Source organism: Faecalibacterium sp. An77 (genome assembly GCF_002161315.1).
In the GTDB taxonomy this organism is placed as follows: Bacteria; Bacillota; Clostridia; order Oscillospirales; family Ruminococcaceae; genus Faecalibacterium.
This window is the reverse complement of sequence record NZ_NFHK01000001.1, coordinates 35133-55559: the sequence shown is the minus strand read 5'-3', so window position 1 is coordinate 55559 and position 20427 is coordinate 35133. Positions and strand designations below refer to the sequence as shown.

At 62.8% G+C, this 20427-nt stretch carries 15 protein-coding genes; 12 read left to right on the top strand and 3 right to left on the bottom strand.

What is annotated here, in order from left to right; genetic code table 11:
* Positions 1–66: 66 nt before the first annotated feature.
* The 3 genes from B5G28_RS14895 to B5G28_RS00250 form a co-directional block, all read right to left on the bottom strand.
* Positions 67–1248, bottom strand: a complete 1182-nt coding sequence (locus B5G28_RS14895) for an HD domain-containing protein (protein WP_242967415.1) — start codon at positions 1246–1248, stop codon at positions 67–69.
* A 183-nt stretch (positions 1249–1431) separates the two neighbouring features.
* A complete protein-coding gene (locus tag B5G28_RS00255) occupies positions 1432–1950 on the bottom strand; it encodes a transcription repressor NadR (RefSeq protein WP_087245257.1) in 519 nt (172 codons plus the stop codon).
* 16 nt (positions 1951–1966) lie between these two features.
* A complete protein-coding gene (locus B5G28_RS00250) occupies positions 1967–3325 on the bottom strand; it encodes an alpha-amylase family glycosyl hydrolase (protein WP_087245255.1) in 1359 nt (452 codons plus the stop codon).
* A gap of 190 nt (positions 3326–3515) precedes the next feature.
* Between B5G28_RS00250 and glgB the strand changes: the two genes are divergently transcribed.
* The 12 genes from glgB (at position 3516) to B5G28_RS00190 (ending at position 20341) form a co-directional block, all read left to right on the top strand.
* Entirely contained in the window at positions 3516–5462 is a 1947-nt protein-coding gene (gene glgB / locus B5G28_RS00245; protein ID WP_087245253.1) for a 1,4-alpha-glucan branching protein GlgB, read from the top strand.
* Between the two features lie 165 nt (positions 5463–5627).
* Positions 5628–7538, top strand: coding sequence for a hypothetical protein (locus B5G28_RS00240; RefSeq protein WP_087245251.1), 1911 nt, complete (start codon positions 5628–5630; stop codon positions 7536–7538).
* A gap of 105 nt (positions 7539–7643) precedes the next feature.
* Positions 7644–7913, top strand: a complete 270-nt coding sequence (locus B5G28_RS00235; RefSeq protein ID WP_087245249.1) for a glutathione S-transferase N-terminal domain-containing protein — start codon at positions 7644–7646, stop codon at positions 7911–7913.
* 15 nt (positions 7914–7928) lie between these two features.
* Positions 7929–8921 (top strand): trigger factor, encoded by a 993-nt coding sequence (tig, locus tag B5G28_RS00230; protein ID WP_087245247.1) that lies wholly within the window; start codon positions 7929–7931, stop codon positions 8919–8921.
* A gap of 6 nt (positions 8922–8927) precedes the next feature.
* Positions 8928–10157, top strand: coding sequence for a 4Fe-4S dicluster domain-containing protein (locus tag B5G28_RS00225; RefSeq protein WP_087245245.1), 1230 nt, complete (start codon positions 8928–8930; stop codon positions 10155–10157).
* A 204-nt stretch (positions 10158–10361) separates the two neighbouring features.
* Positions 10362–12392: an ABC transporter substrate-binding protein gene (locus B5G28_RS00220; RefSeq protein WP_087245243.1), complete on the top strand. Its 2031-nt coding sequence runs from the start codon at positions 10362–10364 to the stop codon at positions 12390–12392.
* Between the two features lie 118 nt (positions 12393–12510).
* Positions 12511–13452 carry an ABC transporter permease gene (locus B5G28_RS00215; RefSeq protein WP_087245242.1) on the top strand — a complete coding sequence of 314 codons (942 nt, stop codon included), beginning with the start codon at positions 12511–12513 and terminating at the stop codon, positions 13450–13452.
* Positions 13452–14486, top strand: a complete 1035-nt coding sequence (locus B5G28_RS00210) for an ABC transporter permease (RefSeq protein ID WP_087245240.1) — start codon at positions 13452–13454, stop codon at positions 14484–14486. Before B5G28_RS00215 ends, B5G28_RS00210 begins: the two co-directional genes overlap by 1 nt.
* Positions 14487–14501: 15 nt before the next feature.
* Positions 14502–15554 carry an ABC transporter ATP-binding protein gene (locus tag B5G28_RS00205; RefSeq protein WP_087245238.1) on the top strand — a complete coding sequence of 351 codons (1053 nt, stop codon included), beginning with the start codon at positions 14502–14504 and terminating at the stop codon, positions 15552–15554.
* The gene (locus tag B5G28_RS00200; protein ID WP_087245237.1) at positions 15555–16490 is read left to right on the top strand and encodes an ATP-binding cassette domain-containing protein; all 936 of its coding nucleotides are present in this window, start codon (positions 15555–15557) and stop codon (positions 16488–16490) included.
* Between the two features lie 261 nt (positions 16491–16751).
* Entirely contained in the window at positions 16752–18482 is a 1731-nt protein-coding gene (locus tag B5G28_RS00195) for a class I adenylate-forming enzyme family protein (RefSeq protein ID WP_087245235.1), read from the top strand.
* 644 nt (positions 18483–19126) lie between these two features.
* Positions 19127–20341 (top strand): GDSL-type esterase/lipase family protein, encoded by a 1215-nt coding sequence (locus B5G28_RS00190; RefSeq protein ID WP_087245233.1) that lies wholly within the window; start codon positions 19127–19129, stop codon positions 20339–20341.
* Positions 20342–20427: the final 86 nt, after the last annotated feature.

The window sequence follows — 20427 nt, the reverse complement described above, 5'->3', positions numbered from 1 at the left end:
CACCAACCGGCGTTTTTTGTACGGTTTTGCAGCAAACGGTGGAAAAATGCAGCCAAATGAGGCTCCTTATACCGGCTGGCCCACGATGGCGTACAGGTCCGCCCCGGCCCAGTGTTCAAAATAGCCCTTCAGCTCAAAATTGCGGTTCCACTTGTCCTGGGGGTAGCTGCCGTACCGGCGGCGGACGTCCTCCATCCGGGCCGCCATATCCACCGGGCCGTCCACCCCCGCAATCGAGTCGCACAGCTGAATCAGGCGGTCATAATCATCGTAGACCACCGCGTCCAGGGCCGCGGTCAGTTCCTCCAGAGCGTCGGCCGGAATATCCCGGTGGCCGATATAGGCGTCGATGCCCTGAATCTGGAACGAGTGGGTCAGGCAGATGCGGGCCACATCTTCAAAGCCCTGTTCCTGCATATACTTCCAGCCATAGTAGACATGGCGCAGATGGCCGTCCCCGTACCGGCGTCCGATATCGTGGAGCAGGCCCAGCACATAGGCCTTGTCGGGGTCCAGGCCGGGGCACCGGGCTGCGACTTTCTCGGCGCAGGCCGCCGCCGTCCGGCAGTGGTCCGCCCAGCGGCCCTGGATTTCGCTCACCTCGCTGTAGCGGGCCTGAGCCTCTGCCAGCAATGCCTGCGCCTGTTGACGGGTGGGGTACATAGGCTTTCTCCTTTCTCTGGACCACCGGGGATTTTCCTCCATCAGGGGTCCGATGTTCTGGGCCGCCCGGGACACCGCTCCCAGCACCTGCACCAGGGCCGCCTCGTCCAGCCGGCCGGAATTATTTTGAAAGGCATAATAGCTCCCCTGCACGCAGAAGGACAGCACCACGCTGCGCACCGGGTCGTCCCAATAGCCGGGAATCTCCCGGCTGGTCAGTTCCCGCAGGCCCCGTTCCAGCCGGTCCACCAGGGCTCCCCGCCGGGAGCCCGAAAACAAAATCTCCACCTGGCGTCCATGGGCCGTGAAGGCCCGGAACAGCTCCCGGGTCAGCCATTCCGGCCTGCCCCGCAGGTCCTCCGTCCGGATCTGGGCCACCTGGGCCAGAATCGATTCCACCAGCTGGCCCTCCATGGCGTCCGCCAGGGCGTATACATCCTGATAGTGGGCGTAAAAGGTGGATTTGTTGATCTCGGCCGCTTCGCACAGCTCCCGCACCCGTATCTTTTCCAGCGGCTTTTCGGCCCGCTGGGTCAAAAACGCCTCTCGAATCGCCCGCTCTGTCTTTTCAATCCGCCGGTCCAAGGCTACCGGTTCCCTCCTTTTCTGGTCTGTGTGCGCAAAGGCCGGCAGCCTCTGCGCTTGCCTGCGCAGGGCCCCGGCCAGAGCACATATCCCACTGTTTTCCAACAAGTGTCGGTTATCCAACGCTTTTCGGTTTTTGCCGCTGGACACCAACCCTCCATCAACGTACAATTGAGATGGGTATTACTCTTTCCGGTAGAGGAGGCCGGCCGCATCCAGCGCCGCCTCGATCCGCCGGAACGCTTCCTCATCGGCGCACCGGATGGTGTGCAGATGAACGCCCCCGGTCATCCGGCTCAGCAGGCTCTCGGGAGAGGCCTCCGCCTGTTTCACAAAGGCGTCGGCGTCGTACCGGCTGGCCACATTCAGGTTGGCCCGGATTTCCCCATAGAGGGCGTTTTCCACCATGACGTCCACCACCGTGCCCCCCTGGTCTGCCACCGTGTACAATTCCCGGCGCATTTCCTCGGGGGTGTTGTGAACGCAGGCCACCAGGCCGGTATATCCCGCCATGGCGGTCCGCATCCGGTAGCCCCGGGGCGTGGCGTCAATCTGGGTGCCGCCGGCACGCAGCAGGGCTACATCTCCCACCACGATCTGGCGCGACACCCCCAGCTCCCCCGCCAGCACGCTGGCGCTCACCGGGCCGCTGGCTTTCGACAGTTTTTTCAAAATGGCTTCACGCCGGGCTGCAGCATCCATACTCTGCCTCCTCCTTTCAGCCGCCCAGGCCCAGAACGGTGCCGTAGTTGCCGGGCAGCTCCACAATCAGCCGTCCATCTTCGATGCGGGCATGCACCGGCTGGCTGCCTGCGCAGTCCTCCAGCAGGTCCTCCACCGTGTCGGCGGGCACCGGCAGGTTCATCTCCAGACGGGCGGGGGCGTCGGCGTTGTTCAGCACCGTCAGCAGCGCCCGGCCATCCAGCACGCGGGCAAACACATACCGCTCGGTGGTCAGGATCAGTTCCTGGGGCTTGCCGTAGGTCAGGGCCGGTTCTTCGGCTTTCAGCTTGCCCAGGGCGGCGTAGACGCTGGTCACCGGGTTGGTGTTCACCGCGTCGGGATAGTCTTCCAGCTCCAGGCAGGGCCGCAGAGGCCAGTCGCTGCCCCATTCCTTCTTGCCCTCGATGCCGAACTCCGAGCCATAATAGATGGACGGGATGCCCCAGAGGGTGTACACCAGGATGGCGATGTGCCGGATATGGTCCCGGTTGCGCAGCTTGTTGGGCAGGCGCTCCACATCGTGGTTGTCCGAGAAGGTATACAGGCGGGTATCGTGGCACAGGCCGTCCAGACGGCGCATGGTGTGGGCGATCTCAAAATAGTTGTGGTCGTTGTGGCCGCTCCACAGGCCCTTGTGCAGCTCATAGTTGGTCACCGAGTGGAGGGTCTGGGGGTTGGCCCAGCGGCTGTAATCCCCGTGGATCACCTCGCCCATCAGCCAGAATTCGGGCTTGAGGCCGTCGGTGAAGCGGCGCAGATTCTGCATGAACCCGAAGTCCAGCACGTCCGCCGCATCCAGACGGATGCCGTCGATGTCGAATTCCTCCACCCAGAAGCGGACGGTGTCAAAGTGATACTGCTGCACCTCGTGGTTGCGCTGGTTCAGCTTGACCAGCAGGTTGTGGCCGCCCCAGTTGGCGTAGGAGAAGCCGTCGTTGTATTCGTTGTTGCCCCAGAAGTTGACGTCGCAGAACCAGTCGCGGTAGCGGCTGCCCTCCCGATGGGCCTTCAGGTCCTCAAAGGCGAAGAAGCCCCGGCCCACATGGTTGAACACGCCGTCCACAATCACCTTCTGGCCCCGGTCATGGCAGGCCGCCACAAAGGCCTTGAATTCCTCATTGGTGCCCAGCCGGCGGTCCACGCGGCGGTAATCCACCGTATCGTAGCCGTGGGAGCCGCTCTCAAACAGCGGTCCGATATAAATGGCGGTGCAGCCCAGTGTATAAGCGTGGGCCGCCCAGGCGTCCAGCTTCTTGAACGCGCCGGGCACAGCCTGCCCGTCGTTCTCATGGGCGCACCCGCACAGACCCAGCGGATACATATGATAAAATACAGCGCTGTCATACCAAGCCATAAAATCATTCACTCCTGTAATTGCATTTTCGGACAGTCGTCGGACTATCCCCCGACAGTATACCACAAAACTGGGTATTTTGTATCGGTTTTTTCCAGATTTTCCAGAATTTTGTTGCCCGTTTAACAAATTCCACACATTCTTTTTGTATTCTGAACCCATTGCAGTTTGAACCAAAGGAGAGCAATCTATGAGTTATCCTGAAATCCCGCAAGCATTTTGGGACGGCGGGTGCTTCGACGCCTACCGTTGGATGGGCGCCCACCCCGCCGCCGGTCCCGACGGCGAGGCCGGCTGGCAGTTTGTGTTCTGGGCGCCGGGCGCCACCGACGTCCAGCTGGTGACCGGCGGACGGGATATCCCCATGCAGCGGGCCGAGACCGGATTCTGGAGCGTCTTTGTTCCGGGCCTGGCCGAGGGAGACTGCTACCAGTACCGGGTGACGGGGGCGGACGGCAGCGTCCAGCTTCACGCCGACCCCTACGCCTTTGCGGCCGAACTGCGCCCCGGCACAGCCAGCCGTCTGGCCGTGCTGGACTTTGCCTTTGACGACGGGGAGTGGATGGCCCAGCGCACCAAGGGCCGGGACCTGCCCATCAGCATCTACGAGATGCACGCCGGCAGCTGGAAACACAAGCCCGATTCCTGCGCCCCCGACGGGTCGGACGGATGGTACAACTACGAGGAACTGGCCCGGGAGCTGATTCCCTGGCTGAAAGAGCACCACTACACCCACGTGGAGCTGCTGCCCCTGGCGGAACATCCCTTTGACGGCAGCTGGGGCTACCAGACCACCGGATATTTTGCGGTGACCAGCCGGTACGGCACCCCCGCCCAGTTTGCCCGGTTTGTCAACGCCTGCCACCGGATGGGCATCGGGGTCATCATGGACTTTGTGCCGGTGCACTTTGCCGCCGATCCCACCGGCCTGGCCCGGCTGGACGGAACCTTCCTCTACGAATACGACAGCGACGTGGGCCAGAGCGAATGGGGCACCTGCAACTTCAACTACTACCGCGGCGAGGTGCGCAGCTTCCTGAACAGCGCCTGCGCCATGTGGATGGACGTCTATCACTGCGACGGCATCCGGATGGACGCCATCTCCCGGGCGGTGTACTGGCTGGGGGACCCGGCCCGCGGGGTGAACCAGGGCGCCCTGGATTTTCTGCGGAACCTGAACCACGGCCTGAACCAGCGGTGGCCCACCGGCCTCTACATCGCCGAGGATTCCACCAACTACCTGAAAATCACCGCCCCCACCCGGTACGACGGCATCGGCTTTGACTACAAGTGGGACATGGGCTGGATGCACGACACCCTGGACTATTTTGCCACCCCCTTCGGGGAGCGGCCGGGGCAGTACGACAAAATCCTGTTCAGCATGCACTACTTCTACCACGAGCTGTACCTGCTGTCTTTGAGCCACGACGAAGTGGTCCACGGCAAAAAGACCATCATCGGCAAGCTGTGGGGCACCTACGAAGAAAAATGCTGCCAGCTGCGGACCCTTTACTTTTATATGTTCACCCATCCGGGCAAAAAGCTGAACTTTATGGGCAACGAGCTGGCCCATTTCCGGGAGTGGGACGAGAAAACCCAGCTGGACTGGAACCTGATGGCCTATCCCTTCCACGACAGCTTCCAGAAATTTTTCGCCGAGCTGTCCCGGATTTACGCCAGCGAGCCGGCCCTCTATGTGGGGGAATACGACAGCCGGTGCTTTGAGTGGGTGGCCTGCGAGAGCCGCACCGAAGGGGTATACGCCTGGCTGCGGCGGGGCCGGGGCCAGAGCCTGCTGTGCGTCATGAACACCCAGGACAAGCCCCACCATCAGTTCCCCCTCTATCTGGAACTGCCCGCCGGAGCCCAGGAACTGCTCAACACCGAGGACAGCTGCTGGGGCGGCAGCTTTGAGGGGGAGCGGAACCTCCACACGGTGGACGGCGGCGTCTATGGCCGGGACTACACCCTCTTTGTGGACCTGCCCGCCATGGGCAGCCGGCTGTTCCGCCTGATCCCCGAGGCGCCCCATCCCGGCGCCGCCCAGGTCAGCGCCGCCAACGCCGCCCGTCTGGCCCGCAACGCCAAGACCCGGGCCGCCCGCGCCGCCAAAAAGGCAGCCAAATCCAAAACCTGAACTTTTTCCTTCTTTTTCTCCTCCGGGCCTGCGCCTGTGTTCATCCGAACCGGCGCAGGCCCCTTTGTTTTGACCAAAAATGCCTTTTTCTGTCTTGACTGGACAGGATCGGTCCGACTTTGGTATACTGGTACTACAAATCCCCACCGAAAGGAAGTCTTTGCCATGCCGACCACCGTCGTCCGGCCCCGGCTGCGGGGGGCCGTCCCTGCGGCCCTTGCCCTGTCCCTGGTCCTGCTGTGCGTCTGCAACGCCGCGGGCCTGACCGGGTCCTTCTTTTTCCCGCTGTTCAGCCTGTGGGCTGACGCTTTGCTGTTCTGCCTCACCCTGGCGGCCATCCGCCGGGCCGGCGTCCGGTTCGAGCTGTTCCACGGCTCCATCCTCGTTGCCGTCTATCTGGTGCTGGCCATCTGCTTCACCCTCCAGGTGAACAGCCGGGCCTTTGTCTACGTCTGGGACTACAGCAACTACACGCTGCTGCAATACCAGGCCGAGGCCGCCTTTGAGGGCGGAGCTCTGGCGGGCCTGTGGCACCTCATCTCCACCCTCACCGAGGACTACACCAGTTTCATCTGTCTGTTCACCGAGTTTCCCTTCTTCCTGTCCGCCCACACGGGGGACAGCTTTGTCCTCAGCCAGCTGGTCAGCATCCTGCCCACTCTGCTGGTGGCTCTGGGCGGTCTGGCCGTCAAGCTGGGCCAGATGCTCCAGGTCCGCAACGAAAACGGCTTTTTCCTCATCGGCGTCAGCCTGGCGGCCTCCTTCCCCCTGCTGCGGATGGCTGCCGCCCTGGGCCAGCCCGACTGGTTCGGCCTCATTTTCGCCCTCATCATCCTGCTGCTGACCATTGACTTCCGCTTTGACACCGGGGACCCCCTGCGGTGCATGGGCATCTTCTTCGCCACCGCCGCCCTGGTTCTCACCCGCCGGTGGTACCTGTATTTCATTGTGGCCTACTACGCCGTCTACGCCGTCACTGTTCTGGCCGGGTCGGTCCGCCTCATTCAGGAGGGAGACGGCCGCCGGGCCGCCGACCGTCTGCGGGGCCTCATCACCTTCGGGGCCGGGTCGGTGGCCGCCATGATCATCCTGTTCTGGCCCATCGTCCAGCACATCCTGACCTACAGCTACAGCACCTACTACGCCGCCTACAACGTGGGCGGCCTGGCGCTGGAACTGGCCAGCCAGTCCATGCGGCTGGGCCCCATGTTCCTGCCACTGGTGGTCTGCGGGGCGGTCTGGGCGGTTTTCCGGGGCAACCGGGCTCTGACCGTCCAGACTCTGGCGGTACTGGCCATCAGCGTGGTGCTGTTCACCCGGGTCCAGAACATGGGCTCCCACCAGTCCCTCCTGCTGATGCCGGGGTATTTCATCCTGATGCTGATGGGCGCCGCCGCCCTGGCCGACAGCCTGGACCGGCTGCGGTATCTCAAGCTGGGGTACTGGATGCTGGCTCTGGCTTTCAGCCTGTCGGCCCGGCTGTCCCCTCTCACCACCATTGCCCTGCCCGACTTCCTTTTCGACTACATCACCGCCCCCTCGGTGCAGGAGTTCATCCGGCTGGACACCCTCATCTATGACCGCTCCGACATCAACCAGATCCGCCGTCTGGCCCGCTGGATCGACACCCACTGCGGCGACGGGGAGTTCGCCTACATGATCCCCCACTCCATGACCTACTGCCCCGATACCTTTAAGAATGTGGACCTGCCCGAGCAGCCTCTGGAGGACAAGCTCTCCTTTGGCTTCGGCATTCTGGGGACCCACACCTTCCCCACCGATCTCTTTGAGGCCAAGTACGTCATCACCGCCGACCCCTTCCCCTGGTGCTACGAGGTGAGCGGCGTGGCCGCCAAGCTGAACGACCAGTTCCTGGCCCTCAAGGACACCTATTTCGCCTACGAGGCCAGCTTTGACATGGGCAACGGCACCGTCTTTACCGTCTACCGCCGCATCGTGCCCGCCACCCGGGCCGAGGCCAACGCCTATCTGTCCGCCTTCGCCGCCGAGGACGCCCAGTTCCCCGAGCTGTACAGCCAGGTCATCAACAGCTGGTGCGACCAGCACGGCCTGTGAGGTGAATTTTCCCAAGGGCCTTGCCCAATTCACGGTCCTGGTGTATACTTACTGGATGGATACTTGCTATTCCAATCCTTTCGATATACAGGAGGTCAAATCACCATGATGAAGTTATACGGTGCGCCCATCTGCGTCAACTGCCGCGAAGTCAAGCAGCTGCTGGACGAGAAGGGCATCCCCTACGAGTACGTGGACATCACCGAGAGCACCAAGAACCTGCGGGCCTTCCTGGCCATGCGGGACACCCTGCCCGTCTACGACGCCGTCAAGGCCGAGGGCCGCATCGGCATCCCCACCTTTGTGTGGGAGGACGGCTCGGTCACCCTGGACACCGATTGGCTGAGCGCCGGCGGCGCCTGCACCGACTGCTGAGAACAGGAGCGAAGCATGGCAGACAAACATCCCAACATCACCCTGGGCCAGTACAAAGGCCTGGCTGTCACCCGGCACGTCCGGCCCGTTCTGGACCAGACCGTCGAACAGGAGATCGGCCACCGCTGCCGCCTCCACGCCCGTTACGTTCCCACCAGCGCCCCCGCCAAGCGGGGGGACAAGGTCACCCTGGACTTTGAGGGCTTCCGGGACGGTCAGCCCATCCCCGACAGCAAGATGGAGAACGTCACCGTCCTGCTGGGCACCGGCAAGCTGATGCCCGCCGCCGAGCAGGCGGTCTATGGCCACAGCGCCGGCGAGACCTTCCAGTTTGATTTCACCTATCCGGCCGACTTCCGGGTGGAAAACCTGTCGGGCGTCACCGCCCAGTTCATCATCACCCTCCACTCGGTGGCCGAAAAGCACACCCCCGCCGCTGACGAAGCCTTTGCCAAGAGCCGGGGCTTTGAATCCATGGAGGCCATGCGGGCCCAGATCCGCAAGGAGAAAGAGGCCATCCACGAGCAGGCCGCCGACCGCAAGGCCGGCCAGGACCTGCTGGACATGGCCGGGGCCAACCTGACCGCCGACCTGCCCGAAAAGCAGCTGGCCGCCGAGGCCCAGCGGGAATACCGCCTGCTGGAGGACAAGCTGAAAAAGAGCGGCATCCCTCTGGACGCCTACTGCAAGTCCTGCCGCACCACCCCCGAGCAGCTGAAGGCCAGCTACCGTCAGATCGCCGAAAAGCGCCTGCGCAGCATCCTGGCCGCCAAGGCCATCTCGGAGGCCGAGGGCATTGTGGCCCGCAAGGACGAGGTGGACGCCGAATACCGCCGTCTGGCTGCCCAGCACGTTACCTCTGAGGAGGAGATCCGCAAGGTTCTCTCCCCCGACGCCGTGGCCGCCGCCCTGGTGGCCCAGAAGGTCCAGGCCTTCCTGCTGGAAAACGCCCAGGTGACCACCATTCACGACAAGGCCCCCGAACGCCCTGCCAAAAAAGAGGACTGAGCACCCATGAGCATCTTCACGAAAGTTGCAATGAACGTCCTGCTGAACAATTCTCACCCCGAGATTGAGCGCAAGCAGTGCTGGAACCTGCATCCCCACCGGGAGCAGTGCACCGACTGCAAGGATATCTGTCCCTACGGTGAGGATATTTTCAGCCGGCCCAACCTGGTCAAGGACTGGGACCCCTGCACCGACTGCGGCCTGTGCGTGTCGGTCTGCCGGGCCCGGTGCATTATTCCTTCCACCGAGCAGGTCCAGCGGGACCTGGCCCCCGCCACCTCGGACAACGACACCGTCTGGATCGGCTGCGAAAAGAGCACCCGCCACAACGACCTGGTCCGGGCCTGCGTGGGCGCTTTGTCCTGGGAGGCCCTGGCCTATCTGGCCCTGAACAAAAAGCTGGTGCTGGACCTGACCCCCTGCGGCGAGTGCGAGAACGACCTGTGCGCCCAGATGCTGCGGAACAACCTCACCCGTCTGGTGGAATTCCTGGGCGAGCCTCTGTTCAACGCCCGTTTCACCCTGGCCTACCAGCCCGAGGACGCCCCCTATGAGGCCAAGGAACTGTCCCGCCGGGAGATGTTCACCCACATGAGCGACAGCTCCAAGAACGGCACCAAGCAGCTGCTGCGGCGGCTGCCGGTGCTGCAGGACGACGAGGAAAACCGGATTCAGCCCTTCCGCTACGCCCTGAGCGAGCGGGTCAAGCAGCTGAAAACCGCCACCGAGACCCCCTTCCACTACGGGGTGTACCTGCCGGCCTTTACCAGCAAATGCTTTGGCTGCGGCCGGTGTGAAAAGAACTGCAAGGCCGGGGCCATCCGGCTGGAGGACCTGCCCGACGGCCAGACCCGGGTGGTCATCACCCCCTGGAAGTGCAGCGAGTGCGGCATGTGCGTGTCCTCCTGCAACCACAAGGCCATCGACGGGATGAAGCTGCGCTCCCTCACCAGCCTGGGACCGGTGAGCGTCCTGCGGTTTAAAAAGAATCTGTGCAAGGACTGCGGCAAGCCCATTCCCCCCGAGACCACCGATGGCGTCTGCGCCACCTGCCGGGTGAAGCTGCGGACCAAGCAGCGCCAGGCCGCCGCGGCCGAGCGGGCCCGGGCCCGGGCCGCCGAGCGGGCAGCCCAGAAAGCCGCCCAAAAGGCCGCCGCCGAAGCCGCCGAAACGGCTGCTTCCGCCCCGGCTCCGGCCCCTGCGGAACCTGTTTCCGCCCCCGGAACCCCTCACTAAACCGCCCTGTGCGGCTGGTGTAAGCCCTGTGTAAAATATTGACAGACGCCGGTTTCAATGCTATACTTCATTGCAAGCCGAAACATAGACCGGCGGACTGTTACAACGGAGTAACGGATGTGTTTCCGTTGCTCCGTTTTTGTTTTCTGTAGAAGCAGGGCTTTTGCAGAGCGGTCAACTTTAAAAAATAAAGGGGAGTTTTTCATGCGTCACATGCTTTCACGCCGCCAGTTTCTCAAATCTGCCGGCATGACCACCGCCACCGTCTGCGCCGCCGGGCTGCTCAGCGCCTGCGGCTCCGGCTCCTCGGGATCTTCTTCGGGCGCCGCATCCGCCGACACCTCCAGCTACACCATTCTGTATTCCAGCCAGCCCTCCACCCTCAACTACCTCACCACCTCCTCCGACGTGGAAATGGTGGTGGGCGCCAACTGTGTGGACACCCTGCTGGAGTTTGACAACAAGGGCGCTCTGAAAGAGGGTCTGGCCACCTCCTGGGAGTTCGACGAAGCCACCCTCACCTGGACCTTCCATCTGCGGGACGAGAACTGGGTGGACATGAACGGCGAAGTGGTGGCCCCTGTCACCGCCCAGGACTTTGTGGACGCCCTGCGCTATCTACTGACCCCCGACTATGCCGCCTCCAACGTGGGCCTGGTCACCTCTTACATTACGGGGGCCGACGAATACTACAACTACCAGGTCAACCTGACCAACGCCAACAACGGCTATGTGGGCGACGACGGCACCACCTATACCGTGGACGCCGCCGGCGTGGTCACGGTGGCCGCCCCCGGCGCCGAGGCCCAGACCTTCCAGCCGGTGGACTTTGACGCCGTGGGCGTCAAGGCGGTGGACGAGCACACCCTGACCTACACCCTGACCTACAATTTCCCCGGCTTCCTGAGCCTGCTGGTCTACCTGCCCTACGAGCCGGCCTACGGCCCTCTGCTGGAGGAGATGGGCGACCAGTTCGCCACCTCCGCCGAGACCACCTACAGCTGCGGCGCTTTCTATCTGGCCGAGTACATCCCTCTGGAGAGCTGGGTCATGAAGAAGAACCCCGAGAACTACGACGCCGACAACGTCTTTATCGAGACGGTGAGCCGCATCTACAACGCCGAGGCCGACGTCAACGGCCCCGAGATGGTCAAGCGCGGCGAGATCGACGAGGCCACCATCGGCGCCGACATTCTGGACAGCTGGCTGGCCGACGAGGCCACCAAGGACCTGGTGTCCATGGACCGTCCCAACACCAACTACACCTATTTCTACCTGTTCAACTTCATGCCCTTCTACCACGAGTTCTCGGGCCAGACGGTGGAGGGCCTGGACGACGCCTATGAGCCCGAAAACTGGGCCAAGGCCATCAACAGCACCAATTTCCGCAAGGCCTTCCTGTACGGCATCAACAATTCCGTCACCCTGGCCGTCACCGCTCCCGAGGGCTACGAGGGCTACAAACTGAACACCGTCACCCCGCCCTCCTTCTGCGCCAACGACGACGGCGTGGACTACACCCAGTGCGGCGACCTGGCCTCCATCACCGAGTTCTTCGACGAGGCCAAGGCCAAGGAATACCGCGACGCCGCCATCCAGGAGCTGACCGCCCAGGGCGTCACCTTCCCGGTGAAGGTTCAGCTGCCCTACAACCCCTCCACCAACAACTGGGACCGCCAGTGCCAGATCTTCAAGCAGCAGCTGGAGGGCGTGCTGAACGACGGGGCCGACTTCATTGACATCATCATCACCGAGGGTCCCTCGGACAACTATCTGTCGGCGGTGCGCCGGGCCGGCAAATACTGCTTCCAGATGTGCAACTGGGGCGCCGACTACTCCGACCCCGAGACCGAGACCGATCCCTTCTACCAGGCCGCAGGCGAGCGGGGCGGCCGCTACGCCTATCTGCGGACCGGCGTGGAGGACGGCTTCATCACCGGCGAGACCGCCGACGCCATCATGGCCTACATGACCGCCGTGGAGGAGGCCAAGGCCATCACCGGCGACATCAACGCCCGGTATGACGCCTTCGCCAAGGCCGAGGCCATGCTCATCAACAACGCCCTGGTCATCCCCATGGGCATGAGTGTGCCGGCCTACCTGGCCACCCGCCTGAACTACTGGGAGGGCCAGTACGCCTCCACCGGCTTCTCCAACAAGCGTCTGAAGGGCATCCACGTGCTGGACCACTACGTCTCCATGAGCGAATACGAGGCCAACCGCGACGCCCGCTGACGTCTCTTTGGCTCACAGGCTGCAGGGGCCGCACCCGTGCAAATCCGGGCGCGGCCCTTTATTTTGTCCCGCGGCGGGCTCTGATGCCCTCCGCTGAGAAAGGAAGTGCGCAAACCCTATGGCGAGCTATCTGGCCAAGCGCATTGGGCACTCGATTTTGACCCTGTTCATCATCGTGACGCTCGTGTTCTGCCTGCTCCGGCTGATGCCGGTGGAGGGCTATTTTGCCAACTATGAAAAAATGACCGAGACCCAGATCCAGGCCGGCCTCCAGTCCATGGGCCTGCTGGACCCCCTGCCGGTCCAGATCTTCCGCTTCTGGCGGGACGCCCTCCAGGGTGATCTGGGGGTCAGCCACATCTACCGGGTGAATGTGCCGGTGGTGGACATCCTCAAGGACAAGCTGCCCATCTCGATCCAGATGGGCGTGCTGGCCATGCTGGTGTCCCTGGTGGTGGGCATCCCGCTGGGATCGGTGATGGGCCGGTTCAAGCACCGGCTGCCCGACAAGATCGGCACGGCGGTGGTCATCCTGATTCAGGCCGTCCCCGCCGCCGTCTACTACCTCTATATCCAGATGTACGGCACCACCGCCCTCAACATCGGCCTGCTGTTCAACGCCGACCGCTGGCAGTACTGGGTGCTGCCGGTGTTCTCCATGAGCCTGGGCAACATCGCCTTTTATGCCATGTGGCTGCGGCGATACATGGTGGACGAGAGCAACAAGGACTATGTGCTGCTGGCCCGGGCCAAGGGCGTCAGCGAGGACCGCATCGCCCTGAAACACATCTTCCGCAACGCCATGGTTCCCCTGGTGCAGTATATCCCCTCGGCGTTCCTGAACACGGTGGTGGGCTCCATCTACATTGAGAGCCTGTACAGCATCCCCGGCATGGGCGGCCTACTGGTCACCTGCGTCCAGCGCCACGACAATACCATGGTCCAGGGCATCGTCCTGCTGTACGCCTGCGTGGGCATCATCGGCCTGATTCTGGGCGACCTGCTGATGGTCCTGATCGACCCGCGGATCTCCCTGGCCAAGAAAGAAGGTGGTCGCTGATGCTGTTCTTTTTCAAAAACGCCAAGTCCGCCCAGCTGGAAGCGGCCCTGAACCGCCAGCAGGCGGCCGACGGGCCCGACGCCTGGGCCCATCTGCCCGAGGAGGAACTGTTCACCCCTGCCGGGTTCAGCGAAAAGCAGGCCGAGGCCACCGCCTACTCCAACTACAGCTACTGGGGCAGCACCCTGCGCTCCTTCTTCAAGAACAAGTTTGCGGTGGCGCTGCTGATCGCCCTGGTGGCGGTGGTGGGCTTCGCCTTCCTGCAGCCCCATCTGCCCGGCCAGGTGGACCCCAACTACTGCCGTGTGGACCCTGAAACCGGCATCCAGCTGCGGAACGTGGCCCCCGGCGTGGACGGCTTCATCTGGGGCTCCAATGCCATCGGCCAGGATCTTTGGGCCCGCATCTGGGCCGGCACCCGCACCAGTCTGGTCATCGCCTTCTTTGTGGCCATGATTGAGGCAGTGGTGGGCATTACGGTGGGCGTGCTGTGGGGCTATGTCCGGCAGCTGGACTTCTTCTTCACCGAGCTGTACAACATCTGCGACAACATCCCCTCCACCATCATCCTGATCCTGATCTCCTATGTGGCCAGCCCCAGCGTCCCCACCCTGATTCTGGGCATGTCCCTCACCGGGTGGATCGCCATGGCCCGCTTCATCCGCAACCAGATCCTCATCATCCGGGACCGGGACTACAATGTGGCTTCCCGCTGCATCGGCACCCCCACCTTCCGCATTGTGCTGCGGAACCTGCTGCCCTACCTGGTGTCGGTCATCATGCTGCGGATGGCCCTCACCGTCCCCGCTGCCATCGGCAGCGAGGTGTTCGTCACCTACATCGGCCTGGGCCTGTCGGTGGAGACGCCCTCTCTGGGCAACCTCATCAACGACGGCCGCCAGGTCATGATGCAGGCGGGGCTGCGCTATCAGCTGATTTACCCCACCATCATCCTGAGCTTTGTCACCATCGCGTTCTATCTGATCGGCAACGCCTTCTCGGACGCCGCCGACCCCAAGAACCATATGCAGTAAAGGAGGGCTGAAATTATGGACAACCAAACTCCCATCCTTTCGGCCCGCAATCTCCACATCTGCTTCAACCTGCGGGGCCGGGTGCTCCACGCCATCCGGGGCATCGACCTGGACATTTACAAGGGTGAAGTCCTGGCCATCGTGGGCGAGAGCGGCTCGGGCAAATCGGTGTTCACCAAGTCCTTCATGGGCCTGCTGGACGCCAACGGCTCCATCACCGAGGGCACCATCGACTACTACGGCGCCGACGACGGGAAAACCATCCGCCTGTCCGGCCTGAAAAAGGAAAAGGACTGGCTGAAGGTCCGGGGCCACGAGATTGCCATGATCATGCAGGACCCCATGACCAGCCTGAACCCCCTGAAAACCATCGGGGACCAGATCGCCGAGGCGGTGGAGCTGCACCAGCATCTGAAAGGCAAAGCCGCCCGGGAAAAGGCCATCGAATACCTGCGGGACGTGGGCATCCCCGACCCGGAGCGCCGGGCCAAACAGTACCCCCATGAGTTTTCGGGCGGCATGCGCCAGCGGGTGGTGATCGCCATTGCGGTGGCCTGCAACCCCCAGATCCTGATCTGCGACGAGCCCACCACCGCCCTGGATGTCACCATTCAGGCCCAGATTCTGGAGCTGCTGAAGGAGATGCGGGTCAAGTACAACCTGACCATCGTCCTCATCACCCACGACCTGGGCGTGGTGGCCAACATCGCCGACCGGGTGGCGGTCATGTACGCCGGGGACATTGTGGAGATCGGCACCGCCGACGAAATCTACTACGACCCCCGCCACCCCTACACCTGGGCGCTGCTGTCCAGCATGCCCCAGATGGGGGTCAAGGGAGAGGACCTGTTCAACATCCAGGGCACCCCGCCCAATCTGTTCGCCGAAATCCGCGGGGACGCCTTTGCGCCCCGGAACCCCCAGGCCCTGAAAATCGACTTTGTCAAGCAGCCGCCCTACTTCACCGTCAGCCCCACCCACCGGGCCAAGACCTGGCTGCTGGACCCCCGGGCGCCCAAGATTGAGCCCCCGGCGGTGGTGCAGCGGCTGCGAGAGGAGGGAATCTGAATGCCGGAACCCAACAAGGAAGTCCTGCTGGAGGTCAAAGACCTGGAGGTGACCTACGGCACCGGCCGCAAGAAATACCGGGCGGTATCCCGGGCCAACTTCACCATCTACAAGGGCGAGACCTTCGGCCTGGTGGGCGAGAGCGGCTCGGGCAAAACCACCATCGGCCGGGCCATCATGCGGATCATCCCCACCTCCGGGGGCCAGATTCTCTACAAGGGCCAGCAGATCAACGGCAAAATCTCCAAAGAGCTGGACCGGAAGGTCATCAAGGAGATCCAGATGATTTTCCAGGACCCCCAGTCCTCTCTGAACGAGCGGGCCAAGGTCAGCTACATTGTGGGGGAGGGCCTGATGAACGTCCGGCCCGACCTGACCGCCGCCCAGCGGGAGGAAAAAGTCCGCCAGGCCCTGCTGGAAGTGGGCCTTCTGCCGGAATTCGCCTCCCGGTTCCCCCACGAGTTCTCGGGCGGCCAGCGCCAGCGCATCGGCATCGCCCGGGCCCTGATTGTGGAGCCGGATTTCATCATCGCCGACGAGCCCATCTCGGCCCTGGACATGTCCATCCGGGCCCAGGTGCTCAACCTGCTGCGGCATCTCCAGCAGCAGCGGGGCATCACCTATCTGTTCATCGCCCATGACCTGTCGGTGATGCGGTACATTTCGGACCGGATCGCCGTCATCCACAAGGGTGACATTGTGGAGCTGGCCGACGCCGAGGAGCTGGTGACCCACCCCATCCATCCCTACACCCGCAGCCTGCTGTCCGCCATTCCCATGCCCAGCCCCCGTCGGGAACGGGGCAAAAAGCTGCTGGTCTACGACCCCTCCATCCATCGCTACGACGCCTGCCCGCCCGAATGGCGGGAGCTGCGGCCCCGCCACTGGGTGCTGTGCAACGCCCAGGAAGCCGGCGCCTGGCTGGAGGAACCGTGACTTTCATTTCATAAACCGTCTGCCGGGCCATGCCTTTGTTAAAAAGGGGCATGGCCCGGTACTTTTGTTTCAAAAATGGGCTGCGTTCACTCTTTAGACAAAAGTTTCTGTTATACTGACATCCAGCGGCGGGGGCTCCGGTGTTTGTATTGACTTGCCCCTTTCCGTGCTTCTATAATAAGGGATGTGCGGGGTCCGCCGTCACAGCCACATCCGGCCTGACCCCCGTCCACGCATCCGTCCATGAAAGAAAGGAATATTATGCCTGTCACCAAAGAGCCGGTCTATGCATCCCAGGCAAAGCCCTGGCTTGCGTCCTATGACCCCAAGTTCCGGGATATGCCCGTTCCTGAATGCACCGCATTTGAGTACGTCTGCCGCCAGAACAAAGGGCACCTGTCGGATATCGCCCTCAGCTATTACGGCAACCAGATCACCTATGCCGCCCTGTTCGTCCAGGTGAAAAAGACCGCCGCCGCCCTCCGGGCTGCCGGCGTCCGCAAGGGCGACATCATCACGGCGGTCAGCGTCATGACCCCCGAGCTGATCTATCTGTTCTACGCCGTTGACATGGTGGGCGCCACCCTGAACCTGGTGGACCCCCGCTACAGCCCCGACGGCATCCACGAGTACATCGAGGAAGCCCAGTCCAAAATGCTGATCTCCCTGAGCGTCTGCTACGACAAGTGCCATCAGGCCGTCCGCCGGACCACCGTGGAGAAGATTCTGCTCCTTTCCCCCGCCGACTCCCTCAAGGGACCCATGAAGCTGGCCTACATGGCCGCCAACCCCGACCGCAACCGCTACGCCTCCAACGTCATCCCCTGGAAGCAGTTCATGGCAGCCGGCAAGGACGCCAGCACCGCCAGCGAACCCTTTGACCCCAAGCACAGCTGCGTCATGGTCCACACCGGCGGCACCACCGGCTCCCCCAAGGGGGTTATGCTGGGCGACACCGCGTTCAACGCCATCGCACAGCAGTTCTCGGCCTTTGAGGCTCTGTTCTCCCGCCAGCAGCGGCTGCTGAACGTCATGCCTCCCTTCATCGCCTACGGCTATGCCTGCGGCGTCCATCTGCCCCTGTCCCTGGGCCTGACGGTGGTCATCGTCCCCAATCTGGACCCCGCCGAGCTGGGCAAGCTGATCCTCAAGCACAAGCCCTCCCACATGTTCGGCGTGCCGTCCCACTATCAGGTGCTGGCCGCTGACCCCCGGATGAAGAACAAGGACCTGTCCTTTGTGCTGAACCTGGCCTGCGGCGGCGACGCCATCTCGGTGGGCGCCGAGCGGTCGGTCAACGACTTCCTGATCGGCCACGGCGCACCCTACGGCCTGGCCAAGGGCTACGGCATGACCGAGGTGTGCTCGGCCGCCACCGCCGCCGCCGGCATCCACAACAAGCCCGGTTCGGTGGGCCGTCCCCTGCCCAGCACGGTGGTCTCCATCTTTGAGCCCGGCACCGAAAAGGAACTGCCCATTGGCGAGCGGGGCGAGATCTGCATCTCGGGCCCCTCCATGATGCAGTGCTACTACAACAAGCCGGACGAGACCGCTTTCGTTATGCGCAAGCACGCCGACGGCCGGGTCTGGGTCCACAGCGGCGACATCGGCTATATGGACGAGGAGGGCTATGTCTTCCTGGACAGCCGCATCAAGCGGATGATTATCCGTCACGACGGCTTCAAGATCTTCCCCTCCATGATCGAGAACGTCCTCAGCACCCATCCCGCCGTGGCCAACTGTTCGGTGGTGGGCTGTGTGGACAAGGATCACGTCCAGGGCCGTCTGCCCCTGGCCTACATCGTCCTGAACAAGGACTGCCAGAAGAAAAAGCGTCAGATCATCCGGGAGCTGCGGGCCATGTGCGCCGACGAGCTGCCCGAATACATCCTGCCGGTGGCCTACAAGTTCATCGACCAGCTGCCTCTGACCCCCGTGGGCAAGGTGGACTATCTGGAGCTGGAAAAGCAGGTCACCCCCCAGGACTACTAAGTCTCCCCGACTGGAAACACAGCGGCTCTGTGCAGGGAGCCGCCTCCAAATCGACCCCGGCGGACGGCCTCTCCGAAACGCCGTCCCATCAAGCCGCACCTGTATGACAGGCAGCTGAGCCGAGCGCGTCCAGTGGACGAAACAGCGAGGCGAAGCTGGCGCAGCGGTCTGAATTTTCAAGCATCATCTTTGATGCGCCGAAAATTCAGGGAACCGCAAGAGGCTAACATACCGAGCGCGTCCGGCAGGCGAAGCTGGCGCAGCGCTCCACTTTTTGCAAGGGCATTTATGCCCGCAGAAAAAAGTGGCTAAGCGCAAGAGGACAACACAGCTGCTGCGTTCCATCGTTGAAACGAGAAGCTGTATTTTGTGCCGCGCTTTTAAAAATGCAGCGCGCCGCACCCCCGGCTCTGTGCAGGGAGCCGCCTCCAAATCGACCCCGGCGGACGGCCTTTCCAAAACGCCGTCCCATCAAGCCGCACCTGTATGACAGGCAGCGGCTTTTTTATTTGAAATTTCCCCGCCCGGGGTTGACATTTGGGGCCCGGGCATTTATGATGAAGAGGTAAAATTTCCCCAAAATCACGTAATTCGTCCTTATTTTACCGGCTTTTTGCCGAATTCGGGACGAAAAGGAGTCTGCTATGAAAAAACGCATTCTCAGCTTCCTGCTGGCGGCTGCTCTGGCGGCATCCTGTCTGCCCATGAGCGCATTTGCTGAGGAACCCGCCGCCCCTTCCGGCCCCGCATCCGTTGGCATCATCGGCAGCGCCGATGGCCCCACCGCCATCCTGATCTCCGAGACGCTCGAGACCGACGGTCCCGCGGCCCCTGCCGCACCGGAAGCCCCCGCCCCTGCGGCGGAAGCACCGGCCCCTGAACCCCCCGCCGCGCCTCTCGCTCCCGATGCGGCCGCCGAGGATTCGGCCCAGCCTGCCGCACCGGAAGCCCCCGACGCCCCGGTCCTAGTGCCTGAGACCCCCGCCGAGGACGCCGCCGAAGGCCCCGAGGAGGACCACAGCCTCACCTACATCGCCTTTGGCGACAGCATCGCCGCCGGCGTGGGCCTGACCGGCTTCATGTACGACGATTCCAACGTGTTCTATGACATCCGCCCCAACTTCAAGGGCTATTCCAACGAGTGCTACGTCTCCTACGTGGCCGAGGCTCTGGGTCTGGACCGGGATCACGCCATCAACCTGGGCCTGCCCGCTCTGATGACCAAGGACCTGCTGGAAATGGTCCGGGACGGCCAGATGTCTGAGTTCAACCAGCCCGCCGGCACCTACTACTCCTACCCCGAGTTCCAGGACTACATCCGGGAAGCCGACGTCATCAGCATTGAGATCGGCATGAACGACGCCATGGTCCCTTTCATCGTCTCCATCGGCGAGGCCACCAACTGGAAGTCGGAGCAGCTGGCCAACACCATCGTATCGGGCGGCTACCGGGATATGTCCTTCTCCAGCTTCGTCCAGATGGTGCAGCAGCTGTTCAGCATCCGTCTGACCTTCAAGGAGACCTCCGACCTGTTCTACGCCCTGACCACCGGCGCCTCCAACGTCTGCCGCGATGCCTACACCAGCGTGGAAACCTATCTGCCCCAGATCATCGAGGCCATTCGCGCCCAGAACCCGGACGCACAGATCCTGCTGCTGGGCTGCTACAACCCCGTCCCCCTCATGTGGACCTGGAGCAGCTTCTTCAACAAGTACAACCGCTTTGTCCGTGATCTGGCCGAGGATACCGGCTGCACCTATGTGCCCATCCCCCGCACCAAGGTCGCCAACGACGGCCATCCCACCATCGCAGGCCACAAGTACATTGCCCGCCAGATTGTGGACGCCATCGAGCAGTAAAAATTTTTCGGACACTTTTTCAGATTTTTCCGCGTCCCCGGAGTTTCTCCGGGGATTTTTTATTGCCCGGGCGCTGTTTTAAATAC